This is a genomic window from Aeromonas hydrophila subsp. hydrophila ATCC 7966 (assembly GCF_000014805.1).
GTDB classification, from domain to species: Bacteria; Pseudomonadota; Gammaproteobacteria; order Enterobacterales; family Aeromonadaceae; genus Aeromonas; species Aeromonas hydrophila.
Window position 1 is genome coordinate 3,812,010 of the sequence record NC_008570.1, and the last position, 13,881, is coordinate 3,825,890.

Annotated in this window: 16 protein-coding genes; 1 reads left to right on the forward strand and 15 read right to left on the reverse strand. The window is 67.8% G+C overall.

Annotation, left to right across the window (positions count from 1 at the left end):
* Positions 1-3 precede the first annotated feature (3 nt).
* The 15 genes from AHA_RS17125 to AHA_RS17195 are packed head-to-tail and all read right to left on the reverse strand — an operon-like array spanning position 4 to position 13,239.
* Positions 4-465, reverse strand: a complete 462-nt coding sequence (locus AHA_RS17125; protein ID WP_011707149.1) for an ApeP family dehydratase — start codon at positions 463-465, stop codon at positions 4-6.
* The gene (locus AHA_RS17130) at positions 458-1,642 is read right to left on the reverse strand and encodes a beta-ketoacyl-ACP synthase (protein WP_011707150.1); all 1,185 of its coding nucleotides are present in this window, start codon (positions 1,640-1,642) and stop codon (positions 458-460) included. Before AHA_RS17130 ends, AHA_RS17125 begins: the two co-directional genes overlap by 8 nt.
* Entirely contained in the window at positions 1,639-2,196 is a 558-nt protein-coding gene (locus AHA_RS17135) for a DUF3261 domain-containing protein (protein ID WP_011707151.1), read from the reverse strand. The genes AHA_RS17130 and AHA_RS17135 overlap by 4 nt, the downstream gene beginning before the upstream one ends.
* Positions 2,193-4,553, reverse strand: coding sequence for an MMPL family transporter (locus tag AHA_RS17140; protein WP_011707152.1), 2,361 nt, complete (start codon positions 4,551-4,553; stop codon positions 2,193-2,195). The genes AHA_RS17135 and AHA_RS17140 overlap by 4 nt, the downstream gene beginning before the upstream one ends.
* Positions 4,554-4,603: 50 nt before the next feature.
* On the reverse strand, positions 4,604-5,218 hold the full coding sequence (locus AHA_RS17145) for an outer membrane lipoprotein carrier protein LolA (RefSeq protein WP_011707153.1): 615 nt from the start codon (positions 5,216-5,218) through the stop codon (positions 4,604-4,606).
* The gene (locus tag AHA_RS17150; RefSeq protein ID WP_011707154.1) at positions 5,215-5,640 is read right to left on the reverse strand and encodes an acyl-CoA thioesterase; all 426 of its coding nucleotides are present in this window, start codon (positions 5,638-5,640) and stop codon (positions 5,215-5,217) included. The genes AHA_RS17145 and AHA_RS17150 overlap by 4 nt, the downstream gene beginning before the upstream one ends.
* Before the next feature lie 28 nt (positions 5,641-5,668).
* Positions 5,669-7,231: an HAL/PAL/TAL family ammonia-lyase gene (locus AHA_RS17155; protein ID WP_011707155.1), complete on the reverse strand. Its 1,563-nt coding sequence runs from the start codon at positions 7,229-7,231 to the stop codon at positions 5,669-5,671.
* Entirely contained in the window at positions 7,218-8,921 is a 1,704-nt protein-coding gene (locus AHA_RS17160; protein WP_011707156.1) for a glycosyltransferase family 2 protein, read from the reverse strand. The genes AHA_RS17155 and AHA_RS17160 overlap by 14 nt, the downstream gene beginning before the upstream one ends.
* Positions 8,918-9,289 carry an ApeI family dehydratase gene (locus tag AHA_RS17165; RefSeq protein ID WP_011707157.1) on the reverse strand — a complete coding sequence of 124 codons (372 nt, stop codon included), beginning with the start codon at positions 9,287-9,289 and terminating at the stop codon, positions 8,918-8,920. Before AHA_RS17165 ends, AHA_RS17160 begins: the two co-directional genes overlap by 4 nt.
* Entirely contained in the window at positions 9,273-10,643 is a 1,371-nt protein-coding gene (locus AHA_RS17170) for an AMP-binding protein (protein WP_011707158.1), read from the reverse strand. Before AHA_RS17170 ends, AHA_RS17165 begins: the two co-directional genes overlap by 17 nt.
* Positions 10,640-11,227, reverse strand: a complete 588-nt coding sequence (locus tag AHA_RS17175) for a COG4648 family protein (protein ID WP_016351791.1) — start codon at positions 11,225-11,227, stop codon at positions 10,640-10,642. Before AHA_RS17175 ends, AHA_RS17170 begins: the two co-directional genes overlap by 4 nt.
* Before the next feature lie 19 nt (positions 11,228-11,246).
* Positions 11,247-11,495, reverse strand: coding sequence for an acyl carrier protein (locus AHA_RS17180; RefSeq protein ID WP_011707160.1), 249 nt, complete (start codon positions 11,493-11,495; stop codon positions 11,247-11,249).
* A gap of 3 nt (positions 11,496-11,498) precedes the next feature.
* Complete coding sequence (locus AHA_RS17185) at positions 11,499-11,765, reverse strand: phosphopantetheine-binding protein (RefSeq protein WP_005297932.1); 267 nt, start codon at positions 11,763-11,765, stop codon at positions 11,499-11,501.
* Between the two features lie 17 nt (positions 11,766-11,782).
* Positions 11,783-12,541 (reverse strand): lysophospholipid acyltransferase family protein, encoded by a 759-nt coding sequence (locus AHA_RS17190; protein ID WP_011707162.1) that lies wholly within the window; start codon positions 12,539-12,541, stop codon positions 11,783-11,785.
* Positions 12,526-13,239: a beta-ketoacyl synthase chain length factor gene (locus tag AHA_RS17195; RefSeq protein WP_011707163.1), complete on the reverse strand. Its 714-nt coding sequence runs from the start codon at positions 13,237-13,239 to the stop codon at positions 12,526-12,528. The genes AHA_RS17190 and AHA_RS17195 overlap by 16 nt, the downstream gene beginning before the upstream one ends.
* Before the next feature lie 176 nt (positions 13,240-13,415).
* Here AHA_RS17195 and AHA_RS17200 point away from each other — a divergent pair, with 176 nt between their 5' ends.
* A complete protein-coding gene (locus tag AHA_RS17200) occupies positions 13,416-13,880 on the forward strand; it encodes a hypothetical protein (protein WP_011707164.1) in 465 nt (154 codons plus the stop codon).
* Position 13,881 lies beyond the last annotated feature (1 nt).

The window sequence follows — 13,881 nt, forward strand, 5'->3', positions numbered from 1 at the left end:
TCCTCAGGCTAACAAATCGGACAATTCGCCGGGGCTCGGCTGGTAGGTGGAGAGTCGCGCCTGGGCGCACTCCTCCCCCGCCAGCAGGATCCGGCAATCAAAACTGGCCATGCCGCCGTCTTGCAACAGGCAGCAAGCCTCGATGGTGAGCAGGCTGCCGGCCGCAAAGGCGGGGCGCAGGCAGCGGTACTTGCGACTGCCGAGCAGCATGCCGATGCGCACCGGCTCGCCGCGCAGCCGCCCCTGCATGCCGGCCCAGGCGGCGATGGTCTGCGCCATCAGCTCGATGCCGACCCAGCCGGGCAGGTTGCCCTCACTATCCAGCAGCAGGGCATGGCGGGCACCGATGCGGGTCTCGCAGCGCGCCTGCTGGGCATCCGCCGCGCAGAGCCGGTCCAGCAGCAGCATAGGGGCCTGATGGGGCAGCAGGGCCTCGATGGCGGGCAGTGAACTTGGCTCATTCATGGTGAACGCTCCCAAACAGCAGGCTGACATTGTTGCCACCGAAGGCAAAGGAGTTGGAGAGCACCCGGGGCGCCGCGAGCGGCACCACGCCGCTCACCAGCCGGATGGGCGCCAGCGCCGGATCCGCCGTCGTCACCCGCTGGGGAGGCAACGGCAGAGCGCGCTCCAGCAGCAGGCAGGCGAGCGCGGCTTCGATGGCCCCCGCCGCCCCCAGGGCATGACCGGTGAGCGGCTTGGTGGAGCTGCAGAGCACTTCGGCACCAAACAGCCGATGCACCGCCTGGCTCTCCATGGCGTCGTTGAGACGGGTGGCGGTGCCGTGCAGGTTGACGTAGCCCACCTGCGCCGGCGTCAGGCCCGCCTGGGCCAGCGCCATCTGCATCGCCGCTTCAGCGCCGATACCGTCTGGATGGGGCGCCGAGATGTGCCAGGCATCGGACGATTCCCCCGCCCCCAGCAGCGCCAGCGGCGCAGGCGTGCGGCTCAGCACAAACAGCGCCGCCCCCTCGCCGATGTTGATCCCCTGGCGCGCCTCATCAAACGGCTGGCAGCGCGCACAGCTGAGGGACTCCAGGCTGTCAAAACCGTTGATTGTGAGCCCGCACAGGCTGTCGGCGCCGCCCACCAGCACGGCGTCCACCAGCCCGGCCGCCAGCAGCCGCTGGCCGCTGATGAAGGCGCGCGCGCTGGAGGAGCAGGCGGTGGAGATAGTCCAGGCCGGCCCGGTCAGGCCGAGGTGGCGGGCCAGAAATTCGGACGGCGAGCCCAGCTCCTGCTGGCGATAGTCAAAGGCGGGCGGCACGGCCTCCCCGCGCCGGGCGGCGGCCACCGCCAGCTCGGCCTCACCGATCCCGGCGGTACTGGTGCCAAGCACCAGCCCCACCCGCGCAGGGCCATGGGCCGCCAGCGTCTCGTCGAGGGCGGGCCGCACCTGGGCCAGCGCCGCCAGCAGCAGCTGGTTGTTGCGCGAGGCGTAGGGGGCCAGCGCCGCCGGTATGGCCGGCAACTCCCCCTCCACTCGCCCCACCGGGGTCTGGCGGCCATCCAGCAGCGGCGCCCGGTGGCGATCCAGCGGGCTCACGCCCGACTGCTGCCAGGCCAGCAGCGTCTCGGCGCTGGCATCGCGCCCCGTCCCCAATGCCGAGACGAGGCCATAGGCGGCGATATAACAGCTCATTGGCTCAGGGTCTCCAGTTGCAGGCGGTAGTGGAATACGTGCTGCTGCAGGCCGACCGGCTCGCGCACGCCGTCGACGTCTCGGTAGCGGATTTCGGTCACCAAAGTGCCGTCGGGGGCCCGCAGCCGGCGCAGCAGCCCTTCGTCGCGCAGCGTCCAGCCCGGTGGCAGCTGTGGCTGCCAGCTGGCGAGCGGCCAATAGCAGAGCATCACGTCCGCCAGCACCTGACTCACCGGCGGCATGCCGGTGGTGAGCAGCGGGCTGAGCTGGCGGGTGGAAATCCCTTGCTGGTCATAGCGCACCAGGAACAGCCGCACCCCGCTCGGGGTCAGCCCCACCAGGGTCAGCTGGCGGCCGTCAGCCTCCAGCACCGTCATCAGCTGGTGAGTGCTCTCCCCCACGCTGGCGGTCAGCAACTGCTGGCGGTAGAAGGGGGCGGCCAGCACGGGGGCCGGCAGCGTCATGACGGTCCCCTTGTCGAGATAGGCGGTGGGGGTCGGCTGGCTGCTGCAGCCTGCCAGCAAGAGGATGATAAAGGCGAACAGTGGTCTCATGGTTGCTCCTGCTCCCGGTGGTCGCGTACCGGCGGGGTGCATGCCGGCTTGTCCAATCCCTGTTTATCCAGTACCAGAGGCGACAACAGGAAGGCGGTAAAGATACCGCCGCTCAGCACCAGACCAAAGCCCGCGATGGCAGAGGTGTGGCTCAGCGCCAACAAACCGAACGAGAGCTGGGTGGTCAGGTTGGCCAGCAGGATGGCGAACATGGTCGAGCGCTGGCGCAAGGGATCCCCGCCGCTGTAGGCGAAGAACAGGCTGTAGTCGATGCCGATGCCGAAGATGAGGCTCATGGCCAGCACCCCGAACAGGGTGAGCGGCTGGCCGCAGGCGGCCAGCAGGGCCAGCCCGGATCCCAGCGAAAACCCGCTGATCAGCAGGATCCGCCCCCCCTTGCGCCAGCCGAAGCGGGCCCACAGCAGCCCCCCCACCAGGGCGATCGCAACCAGCAGCAGTTCGGTGAGCTTGACCCGGTAGTGGGCGAACAGCTGGCTCCACTGATTGCGCGGGTCCTGCCAGAACACCCCCTCCTGCCCCGCGGCCAGGGCCGCCACGGCGGCCGCATCCGTCACGCCGTTGACCGGCAGCCAGAGCGCCACCCGGCCATCGGCCATGGTATGCCACAGCAGCCGGCTGCCCTCGCTGACCGGGCTGGCCAGCCACTGCTGCGGGGTCAGAGGGTGCCAGGGACGAGGCTCGGCCTTGACCGGCACCCCGGCCTGGTTGAGCCGCGTCACCACCTCCGGCAACAGGCCCGTGAGGGCGGTGTGATCCGCCTGCTGCCGCGCCAGCGAGGGCAGCCACTGGGCCAGTGACACGAAGCCCGTCAGCTGACCATTTGCCTTGGCCTCGGCCAGTTTGCGGCTCATGGCCTCGAGCCGTTGCAACGCCGTTTCACCATCGGCCGCCGTCACCAGGAAGCCGGTCATGCCCCCCTGCTGGCCGGTGAGGCGCTGGATCTGCCGCTCCTGGGCCTGCAGCTCGACGGGCAGCGGTTGCAGGCGGGCGATGTCGTCATCGACGGCCAGCCGGCTCAAGCCCGCGCCGATCAGGGTCAGCCAGAGCAGGGGCACGCCCCAGCGCAAGAGACGCCACTCGCGCCACCATCTGAGCCAGAGCGCCATCGGCACCAGCACGCGCGCCTCCCGCTGGGGCAACTCCCCGAGCCAGAGCGGGTACAGGCAGAGCACGGTGATGAACGACGCCGTCAGCCCCACCAGGGCGCACAGAGCCATCTGCTGCAGGCCGGGGAAGGGGGCGAGCCAGAGCAGGCCATAGCCGACCAGGGTGGCGAACAGCGCCATCGACAGGCTGGGCAGCAGGCGGGCACGGGTCTGGTGCGGGCTCTCCTGCCGGCCATGCAGGCGCCGTTCAGTCAGGAAGTGGATCCCGTAATCTATGATGCCGACCAGGCTGGAGCTGATCACCAGGGTGAACATGTGCACCTCGCCAAACCACAGCAGCACCGCCAATACCCCCCAGGCGAGGCCGACGGCGATGGGCAGCAGGGAGATCCAGAGCGCCCGCAACGAGCGAAACGCCAGCCACATCAGCAGCAAGACCCCGACCGTGGAGCCGAGCCCTATGGTGGAGATATCCTGCTGGGCCAGCTCGCTGGCATGTTGACTGTAGAAGAGGGTGCCACGGCGCAACAGCTCCACGCCCGGAAACTCGGCCTTGAGACGCTGCTCCGCCTCGTTGAGCCGGTTCAGCAGCTCGCTGTTGCGGGCAAGATCGAAGGCCGACAGGTCCAGCTCGGCGCGCAGCAGGTACCACTGCCGCCCGGCCTCGTCCCGGCTGATCAGCCAGCCGTGGTCGAGGCGCAGGGGGCTGGCCATCTGTCCCTGCACCGCAGCCCGGGTCAGCAGCAGGGGATCGGCCTGCCACTCGGTGCGGGAGACGCCGCCAAAGGGGCTGTAGATCTGGCCGAGCACCCACTGGCTCCAGGCCTCTGGCCCTGCGGCCAACCGCGCCCGGCTGCCCTCGTCGAGGCGCTGCCAGCCATAGTCATAGATGAAGCCTTGCCAGGCGGAAGCCAGCTCCGGCTGGGCGGCACGTACCGCGCTGAGCTCGGGCAGGGCCTGCAGGTTGTTTGCCCACGCCTGCGCCGCGGCCAGCCCATCCTGCCCCGCCGGCAGGCTCAGCATCCAGACAAGCTGCCTGTCGACCTGGCGCAACAAGCCCTCACGCAGGGCGGGATCCAGCGCGGATCGCTCCTCGTGGGGCAGCAGATCCATCAGGCTGGTGTTGATGCGGCCGTGGGAGAGTTGCCAGCCGAGCAGCGCCAGCGCCAGCGCGCTGAGCAGCAGCCAGAGCCAGGAGAGCCAGCGCCAGGTGGTTTCAGCTTGCAGCAAGAGGGGCTCTCCTCGTCCCGGCGGGGGCGCCGCGCTGGCGCGTCATCGTGCTAGTGGGCAGCAAAGCGGGCCTGCTCCTCAGGGGTCAGCGGCAGGGCGCGATCCCGCCAGGCGGTGAAGCGGATGCGGGTGCTGTCACCCTGCTTGTCGGCGATGAGCAGCTGATCCAGCTGCTCCTGCCCGCTCAGGGTGAGGCTGGCAAACACCTTGTCGAGCGGTGCCAGGGTCGGCACCAGCACCAGCTGCCAGCCCGCCTCCGTACTGTGAAAATCGATGCTGAAGTAGCGACTCAGAGTCGCCTCGTCCGAGCCGAACAACGCCAGCAGCATCTGGCTGAACTCCAGCAGCTGGGGGTTGTCGATGACGGTGGCGGGCTGGCCCGCCATCTGCTGCACCATGCGGGTGGGCGTCAGGACAAGGGTCAGCGGGAAGGGTTTCTGCTGCTGCCACCAGAGCCCCAGATCGCGCACCAGCAGTAGCTCGCCGGAGGCTTTGAGCGGCTGGCTCAACCCCGCCACCTGCTTCTCCTGCTCGAAACTGGCCTGTTTGGCCTCGTTCAGGGCGAGCAGTTGCTGCACCTCGGCCCGACTCAGGGGCGCCGCCTGCAGCGGCCATGTCAGCAGCAGGAGCAGACCGGCCAGCAGCGGCCTTGTCAGCCGGCTCATTGGCTCACCCCCAGCTTGTCCAGCAGCACCTGGGGCGAAGCCAGGCACATCTCGCCGCTCGCCTTGCTCACCGCCACCTGAATGCTGTAACCCTTGCTGGTGCGGGTGCCGCTTGCGGCGTCGCTCAGCAGGTAGTCGATCTTCAGGCGGTTTTGGTACTCGGTCAGGGTGGCGCGCACCCGCACCCGCTGGCCAAAGCGCAGCGGCGCCAGGTACTTCATCCGGGTGTCGATGATGGGCCAGAGGTAGCCGGAGGCCTCCATCTGCGGGTAGTTGTAATCGATGAGATCGAGCAGGGCGCAGCGGGCCAGCTCGATGTAGCGAAAGTAGTGGCCGTGCCAGGCCACCGCCATCATGTCCACGTCGTGGAACGGGATGGTCACTTCGATCTCAGCACTGATCTGCCAGGGTTCATTCTGCATGGCTTGTCTCATCAATAGTGACCTTGTCTCAGTTCCGGTTCGGCCCATAGAGGGGATAGTGACGCTGGCGAATGCGGGCGATCAGCGCCCTCAGCTCGGGCTCGAGCCCCCGATCTTCCAGCAGCGGGGCAAACTCGGCCCGCACCTGCGCGACCATGGTGGCCAGCGCCGTGCCGAGCGGACGGGTGAAGGGGGTGGGCCGGGCGAGACGCAGCTCCACACCCTGCACCGCCGCCAGCAAGCAGGCGGCCGCCACCTGTTCGGTCAGGGTCAGCACCCGCAGCGCATCGCGCGCCGCTATGGTGCCCATGCTCACCTTGTCCTGGTTGTGGCACTCGGTGGAGCGGGAGAAGACGCTGGCGGGCATGGTCTGCTTGAGCGCTTCCGCAGTCCAGGCCGAGACGCCGATCTGCACCGCCTTGAAGCCGTGATTGATCATCTGCCGCCCCTCTGGCGCGCCGGAGAGGTTGCTCGGCAGGCCGCCGTTGAACTTGCCGTCCACCAGCTGGGCCAGCTGGCGATCCAGCAGGTCGGCCAGATTGGCGACGGCTGCCTTCATGCTGTCCATCGCCATGGCGATGTGGCCACCGTAGAAGTGGCCGCCGTGCATCACGTGCTCCCCCTCGCCATCGATCAGCGGGTTGTCGTTGGCGCTGTTGAGCTCGTTCTCGATGAGCTGGCGCCACCAGGGCAGGCTGTCGGCCACCACCCCGATGACATGGGGGGCGCAGCGCAACGAGTATCTGTCCTGCAGCCGGTTGCTGTGGCGCGGCAGCTCGCCGGCCACCAGGTCCTCCCTCAGCCAGGCCGCGATGCCCTGCATGCCGGGGTGCGGCTTGGCGGCAAACAGCCGCTCATCGAAGTGGAAGGCGTTGCCCCCCATGGCGACGCTCACCAGGGCGGTGATCCGGGTCGCCAGCCGCATCAGGTAGTCGGTGCGGGCGTAGGCGAGGCAGGCCAGCGCCGTCATCACCGAGGTGCCGTTCATCAGCGCCAGCCCCTCTTTCGGCCGCAGGGTCAGGGGGGTGACCCCCAGTTCCTGATAGACCTCGGCGGCGGGGCGCAACCGACCCTGCTGATGGAGCTCCCGCTCCCCCACCAGCACAGCGGCGACGTAGGAGAGCGGCGTCAGATCGCCACTGGCGCCCACCGACCCCTCTTCGGGAATGCGCGGCACCAGATCCTGCTCCAGCAGCCAGCAGAGCCGCTCGAGCAAGGCCGGGCTGACCCCGGAGACCCCCTGCGCCAGCGAGCAGAGCCGGGTCGCCAGCACGGCGCGGGCGGCATCTAGCTCGAGATCCGCTCCCAGCCCGCAGCCGTGAAAACGGGTCAGGTGCAGCGGCAGCTCAGGCACCAGCTCGGTCGGCACCGGCCGGGTCACCGAGTCGCCGTAGCCGGTGGTCACCCCGTAGATGACACCCTCTTCGGCCAGCAGCCGGTCGAGAAAGTCAGCCCCCCGCTGGATGCGGGCCATGAAGGCCGGATCCGGATTCAGTACGGGGGTGGCGCGCCCTTCGGCCAGCGCCACCACGTCCTCTATGGTCAGCGGCTCGGCGCCGAAGGTAACCCTTCTCATCTCACTCTTGTTCATCGGTCAGCTGCCAGAAATCAAAAAAGTTGAACCAGTCCAGCGGGGCCTGCAGGCAGTGATGCTGCAGACGATCGGCATAGGCCTGCACCCGGGACGCAAGAATCTGTTGGCGCCCTTGCCGTGGCAGGGGTTGGCCGTCGACAAAGGGCTCGAAATGCACCCGAAAGCGGCCCTGCTCCTTGAGGCCGAACATCAGGTAAACCGGGCAGCCCAGCACGCTGCTGAGCACGAAGGGCCCGAGCGGAAAGGGCGCCGGCGCGCCGAGGAAATCGGCCCAGATCACCCGCTTCTCCCGGGTCACCGAGGTGCGATCGCCGACGATCACCACCCACTCTCCCCGCTCCAGCTTCTCCTTGAGCAGGATGGCGGTATCGGCCCCCAGCTCCTGCACCTGAATGAGATTAAGGTGCGAATCCGGGTTGATCTGTTTGAGCAGGGCGTTGAAGCGGGCCGCGTGGCGGGTGAACACCAGCGCGTTGATGCGCAGCCCCTGCTTGCGGCTGCCCAAGGCGCGGCACAGCTCCAGATCGCCGAGGTGGGAGCCCAGCAGCAGCACGCCCTGACCGCTGTTGATGGCCGCCTGGTAGTGCTCCGCCCCCACCAGCTCCACCTCTTGCTCGGTGATATCACCGCGCCAGCCCGCCAGCTTGTCGAGCGCCGCCTCGCCAAAGCGCAGGAAGTGGCGAAAGCTCGATCTTGGCTCAGGGGGCAGCGCCACACCGCTCGCATCGGCGAAGGACTCGAGGCGGGCCAGATAGGCTTGGGATGCCTGGCGCTGGGCCCGGCCGGTCAGCCAGAAGTAGCCGATGACCGGATAGAGCAGCAGGGAAAACCCGCGCCGCCCCAGCAGGCGATAGCTGGTCAGCATGATCTGCATGCCGAGCAGGGATCCCCGCTCCGGGGTGCGCGACCAGTGGGTGCGCCGCTCGCGCCACAGCTGCGCCGCCCTGGTGCCGAGGCGGCGGGGCCAGCGGCAAAGGCGCAGCAGCTGATCCCACAACAGGCGACACACCAGCCGGGTGTGCATCCAGGAGATGTCGCGGTTGTCGCGCCAGAGCTGGAAGTGGGAGCTGCCATCGGCGGGATAGATGACCCGGGTCGGCACGAAGCGCACCGCCACCCCGGCCCAGTAGAGGCGCACCATCACCTCGGTGTCGAAATCCATCCGCCGACCGAGCGCCACCCGATCGAGCAGTGTGCAGGTAGCCGCCAGCGGATAGACCCGAAAGCCGCACATGCTGTCCTTGATGGCGAACGACAGCGTCTCGATCCAGACCCAGACATGGGTGATGTAGCGGCCATAGAGGCGCCCCTTGGGCACGGAATCATCGTAGAGCGGGCGGCCGGAGACAAGCGCAGCCGGGTGCTTGTCCGCCTCGGCCAGCAGGGCCGGAATGTCCGCCAGATCGTGCTGGCCATCGGCATCCACCTGCAGGGCGTGGCTGAAACCGAGTGCATGGGCGCGGCGCAGCCCCGTCATCACGGCGCCGCCCTTGCCCTGGTTGTGGGGGTGGCGCAGCAGGGTGACCCAGGGGTAACGCGCGGCCAGCGCAGCCAGCGCGGCGGCGGCGACCGGCTCGCTGCCATCGTCGATCAGCAGGCAGGGCAGCCTGTATTCGGCCAGCCGTGCCAGCACGGCGGCCAGCGGGTCGGCGTGGTTGTAACAGGGGATGAGAATGCAGGGCGTCATGGGGTCAGCCGCACCCGGCCGCTGCTCGCCGGCTCATCGCCGAGCAGATACTGAAAGAGGATCTGGCCCTTGTCCGCCTGCCACTGCAGGTTCAGGCTGCACTCGGCCCCGGGGCGCAGGGGGCGCTGGAACTTGAGCTGATCCACCCCGTGAAACGGCTGATCCAGCTTGAGCAGGCTGGCGGCGTAGTGCATCACCCAGTGGATCTGGGTCACCCCGGGCAGCAGGGGCGCACCGGGAAAATGGCCCGCAAACCAGGGCAAGGAAGGATCGAGCCGCAGTTGCAGGCACACCCCGTCGGCCAGCGTCTCGCAGGCCAGCACGGTGGGCAAGGTGTTCGCTGGCAGAGAGTCAACCGAGAGGCTCATCGAACAGCTCCTTGAGTTGTGGCCAGGGGCGCTTGCCCTGGGCGTTGACGGGCATCTGCTCGACCCGGCGCACGCTGCGCGGCAGGGCGACCGGCTCTAGCCAGGGACGCAGCTGCTGGCGCAGGGCCAGCAGGAAACGCCCGGGCCCCAGCTCGGCCCAGCGGGCGGCGCCCAATTCGCTCAGCACCAGCACGGCGCCGAGGATCTGGCGCTGACCCTGTTGCAGCGGCAGCACGGCGGCCGCTTCCACCTCCGCCAGCCCCTGCAGGTGCGCCTCCACCTCGTCGAGGGATATGCGCTTCTCCTCCAGCTTGACCACCCGATCCTGGCGGCCCAGCAGCTCGAAACCGCCCTCGTGCAAGGCTATGCGATCGGCGCAGGCCAGCCACTCCGCCGTCGGCAGGAAGGGGGAGCGCAGCAGCAGGCCCTGCTCCGGGCCGACCCGCACCTCGACCCCGGGCAGCGTCGTCCAGGGGGTCTGTACCTGGTGGCGCTGGCGCCAGCCGATGCCGCCGGTCTCGCTGCTGCCGAAGATCTCCACCGGCAGCTGACCGAACAGCTGCTTGGCCTGCTGGGCATCGCCCGGTTGCAGGGGGCCGCCGGAGGAGACGATCAACCGGCAGCCGGCGGCAGCAATGGCCGGGTCGAGCCGGCTCAGAAACGCTGGCGAGGCGATCAGGCACCAAGGGGCCGTTTGCAGCGCCAGCTGCTCCGGGTAGTCGATGCTGCGGCGATCAAAGGGGCGGCCGAGACCAAGCGGCAACAGAATGCGAAACAGCAGGCCGTAGATGTGCTGGTGACTGACGCTGGCCAGCACCCGGGTGCCCGCCAGCCGCTCGCCCCACAGCGCCATCTGCACCCGCAACTCCGCCTCCAGCTGGGGCCAGGCCTTGGGGATCGCCTTGGGCTCGCCGGTGGAGCCGGAGCTGAACAGGGTAAGATCGAGGCGCTCAGGCGGCAGGGCAGCGCCGTCTGCCTCCGGTTCGTCATCCGCCACCAGCAACGGCAGCCTGAGCTGCGCCGCCGTGAGCGCCGAACCCGGCAGCTCGCCGTCGGTGAGCAGGCCGTCGAACTGGCTCTGCAGCGCCTGCAAACCAGCCAGCCGCTGATGGCCCGGCAGGATGGCCCTGTGCCCGCCGAGGGCGCAGGCAAGCAGCGCCTGGGCAAACAGCAGGCTGTCATCGAAACAGAGTGCCCAGCGCATGCCCGGCCGATCTGGGCCGGCCAGACGGGCCATGGCCTGCGCCAGCTGCAGGCTGCCACGACGCAGCTCGGCCAGGGTCACTTCGCCATCCGGGCCGAACGCCACCACGCGCTCGCCGTCCCGCAGCCAGATAGTTTGCAGCAAGGTCATGGGGCCAGCCTCTTGAGCAGGCGGCGGCGCACCAGATACTCAGCGCCCATCAGACCGCCCATCAGGGCGTAGCTGATGAGCCCGTTGTAGAGGCTCCAGAGCGCCAGATCCCCGTGCCAGATGGTGAAGGCCGCCAGCGCGCCGTTGATGACAAAGAAGCCGCACCAGACCTGGGTCACCCGCCGGGTGTAGCCGATGGCTGCCGGAGGCAAAGCGGGATCCTGCAGGCGGGCCAGCCGCTCCACCAGGCTCATGGGACGGGTCAGACTCCAGCCGAACAGGCAGAGCAGCGCCAGGCTCACCGCCAGCGGGTAGTAGAGCAGCCAGTGCCGGGCACTGAACAGGGCCGACAACAGGGTCAGCCCCAAGCCGATGCAGGCCAGCAGGCGGCCCAGCCAGAGCCATTCCGGCAAGGGGCCGAGCCGGACCCGCCCCTTGAGCAGGCCGGGCAAGAGTCGCAGCGAGAAGATGAGCAGCAGACCGAGCAGCAGCGGGGTCTGACCGGCGTGGGTCAGCCCCCAGTAAACCGCCAGCGGGTAGAGCAGCAGGGCACCACCGGCCAGCCAGGAGAGCCAGCGCATCATGGCAGGGCGTGTACCGGCATCAGGCGTCGGCCAGCAGACGCTCGACCGCATCCACCACGTCGTTGACGCTGCGCACCGACTTGAACTCTTCCGGCTTGATCTTCTTGCCGGTCAGCTTCTGCAGGTGCACCACCAGATCGATGGCGTCGATGCTGTCGAGCTCGAGATCCTGATAGAGACGGGCCTCGGGGGTGATGGCCTCTTCGTCGACCTCGAACAGCTCGACGAGGGCGGCCTTGATCTGGGCAAAGATGTCGTCACGGGTCATGGCTCAGGCCTCCCCTTTCGACTGGGCCTGCACCAGGGCGACCAGCGCCGCGACGGAGGCAAAATGACGACGGGTGTTTTCATCCTCGGCGGAGAGCACGATGCCGTAGCGGCCCTTGATGGCAAGGCCCAGCTCCAGCGCATCGATGGAGTCCAGCCCCAGGCCGTCACCGAACAGCGGCGCCTGACTGTCGATGTCGTCAGGGGTGAGCCCCTCGAGGTTGAGGCTGTCGATGATGAGTTGTTTTATCTCTAGATGCAGGTCTTGCATAACTGTTCCACATGCTGTCATTGGGGCCCCGGTTGCAGGGCCTGGGTGAGAAACCGGGTCAACTGGCGGGCGGCCAGCGCACTGCTCTGGCCGGTAGCGACCACCTCGTCCGCCGCCACTTGCTGCAGGAATTCTATGGTGAAAATCGGCTTATTTTCCGGGATCTTGAACCATTTGTCCTGCTTGGTGAGAAATCGGGTGCTGCAGTGGATCCGCACCAGTTGCAACGGCACCTGGCTGCGCACCGCCAGCTGGGCCGCGCCGCGCTGCAGCTTGATGGGTTCGCCCGGGGTGGTGCGGGTTCCCTCCGGGAACACCAAGAGCAGGCCGCCGGCCCGGATCCGCCCCTGGCACAGGGCCAGCAGATCCTCGCCTGCCACGTTGGGCAGGTAGTCGGCCGCCCGCACCACGCCGCCGATGAAGGGGTTGCGCCAGAGGGACTGCTTGACGATGCAGTCGCACACCGGCATCTCGGCCGCCAGCATGACGTAATCGAGCAGGCTGGGGTGATTGGCCACCACCAGGGCACCGCGCAAGTGGGCGGGCATGCCGCTCACGCGGTAATCGAGCACTCCCCAGCCGCGCAGCACGCCGAGAAACAGCCGAAAGCTGTGGCGGATGGTGAGCTGGGCCAGGGTACGGCGCCGCTCGCCGCGCAGACAGAGCGCCAGCAGCGGAAACCAGAACAGGGAGAGTAGCAAGCCCCCCACCCCGAACAGGGTGAAGCCCAGAGCCGTGCCGATCAGCCGCCAGCCCCGGTTCAGCAACGCTGCCATCTCCACTCCTGACGGTCGTCAGCGAGGCTCAGGGTCGGCTCGCCTCTCAGCAGGGCACGCCAGCAGGCCAGACTCTGCGGCAGCGGGCGGGCAGCCGACGCGGCGGTGCCACGCGCCCCCGCGCAGCGCCACTGGTCGCCCGCCGTCAGCACCAGCCCCAGCGCGTGGGGTGGCGCCTCTTGCGCCAGCCAGGGGCGGTGAAACGCCGGCACCGGCCCCTCGAAGGCCACCAGCAACACCCGACGGGCACCGGCCTGCAGGGCGCAGACCGCTTCGGTCAGGCCCGCCATCAGGCTGTTCTCCCCCGCGGCCAGCGAGGTCATGGGGATGGCGGCCTTGCCCTGAATGGAGCAGAGCCCGGCGGCGGTGTTGTGCACCGACATGGAGAAATCGGTGGGCGACAGCGCCTGCCCGTTTGCCAGCGCCTGCAACAGGGTCATGGAGCGGGCCAGCTCGCCGTGGCGGCTGACGAAGACGGCACTGTCTATCTGGTGGCGGGCCAGCAGGCTCAGCCCCACCTGCACCGCCAGCCGGGCGCCCTGACTCAGGCGGCGCGCCATCATCATCGGCAGCAAGGGGGTGGCGGGAAACGGCGGGTCGACCGGCCAGCGGCCCTGCTGCGCCCACGCCTGCCAGGCAGCCTCATCGGCCAGACCGGGTGACAGGGCCTGACTATCCAGCAGCGAGAAAGAGAGCATGTTTCGGGCAACCTGTCCTTACATCGATGGGTGGACGCGAAGACGATAAAAGGCACTCACCCGGCGGGCAGTGCCTGCTCCACGACATTGAATGGCGTCATCGGCTTAATACCGGCGGATAATACCATTATTCATCAAAAATAATAGCCAGCGCAGATTATCAACCGCCTTGGTGATTGAAAATAAACTATTTGTGTTGTCTCATTGCCACGCCCAAATTGATGAATATCCTTCCCAAGGAAAATATTATGAAACTCATTAATAAAATATCCCTACTGCTGGCCTGTGCCCTGCTTGCCGCCTGCTCCACCAGCCAGCCAATTCGCAATATGGCAGCCAATCCGGTGCCCTTCAATCTGACCGAAGAACAGGTGGCCAATGCCATTATTACGGCCGGCATCAGCAAGAGCTGGGTAATGCGCCAGGAGCAGCCAGGACTAATTCGAGGCCAAGTCAATGTGCGCCAGCATCAGGCGGTGATCAATATTCCTTATAGCGCTCGCGATTATTCCATTAATTATGTGAGCAGCGTCAATCTGGACGACAAAGGCAAGGGCAGCATCCACCGCAGTTATAACCGCTGGGTACTGGGTCTGAACCAAGCCATTCAAGCGGAACTCGCCCGCACCCAGAGCCGCTGAT

Coding starts and splice junctions, on each gene's coding strand:
- AHA_RS17155 (WP_011707155.1), bottom strand. CDS start 7,231: ATGAACAAGAGTGAGATGAGAAGGGTTACCTTCGGCGCCGAGCCGCTG.
- AHA_RS17150 (WP_011707154.1), bottom strand. CDS start 5,640: ATGCAGAATGAACCCTGGCAGATCAGTGCTGAGATCGAAGTGACCATC.
- AHA_RS17160 (WP_011707156.1), bottom strand. CDS start 8,921: ATGACGCCCTGCATTCTCATCCCCTGTTACAACCACGCCGACCCGCTG.
- AHA_RS17175 (WP_016351791.1), bottom strand. CDS start 11,227: ATGATGCGCTGGCTCTCCTGGCTGGCCGGTGGTGCCCTGCTGCTCTAC.
- AHA_RS17190 (WP_011707162.1), bottom strand. CDS start 12,541: ATGGCAGCGTTGCTGAACCGGGGCTGGCGGCTGATCGGCACGGCTCTG.
- AHA_RS17145 (WP_011707153.1), bottom strand. CDS start 5,218: ATGAGCCGGCTGACAAGGCCGCTGCTGGCCGGTCTGCTCCTGCTGCTG.
- AHA_RS17195 (WP_011707163.1), bottom strand. CDS start 13,239: ATGCTCTCTTTCTCGCTGCTGGATAGTCAGGCCCTGTCACCCGGTCTG.
- AHA_RS17180 (WP_011707160.1), bottom strand. CDS start 11,495: ATGACCCGTGACGACATCTTTGCCCAGATCAAGGCCGCCCTCGTCGAG.
- AHA_RS17185 (WP_005297932.1), bottom strand. CDS start 11,765: ATGCAAGACCTGCATCTAGAGATAAAACAACTCATCATCGACAGCCTC.
- AHA_RS17130 (WP_011707150.1), bottom strand. CDS start 1,642: ATGAGCTGTTATATCGCCGCCTATGGCCTCGTCTCGGCATTGGGGACG.
- AHA_RS17170 (WP_011707158.1), bottom strand. CDS start 10,643: ATGACCTTGCTGCAAACTATCTGGCTGCGGGACGGCGAGCGCGTGGTG.
- AHA_RS17135 (WP_011707151.1), bottom strand. CDS start 2,196: ATGAGACCACTGTTCGCCTTTATCATCCTCTTGCTGGCAGGCTGCAGC.
- AHA_RS17165 (WP_011707157.1), bottom strand. CDS start 9,289: ATGAGCCTCTCGGTTGACTCTCTGCCAGCGAACACCTTGCCCACCGTG.
- AHA_RS17125 (WP_011707149.1), bottom strand. CDS start 465: ATGAATGAGCCAAGTTCACTGCCCGCCATCGAGGCCCTGCTGCCCCAT.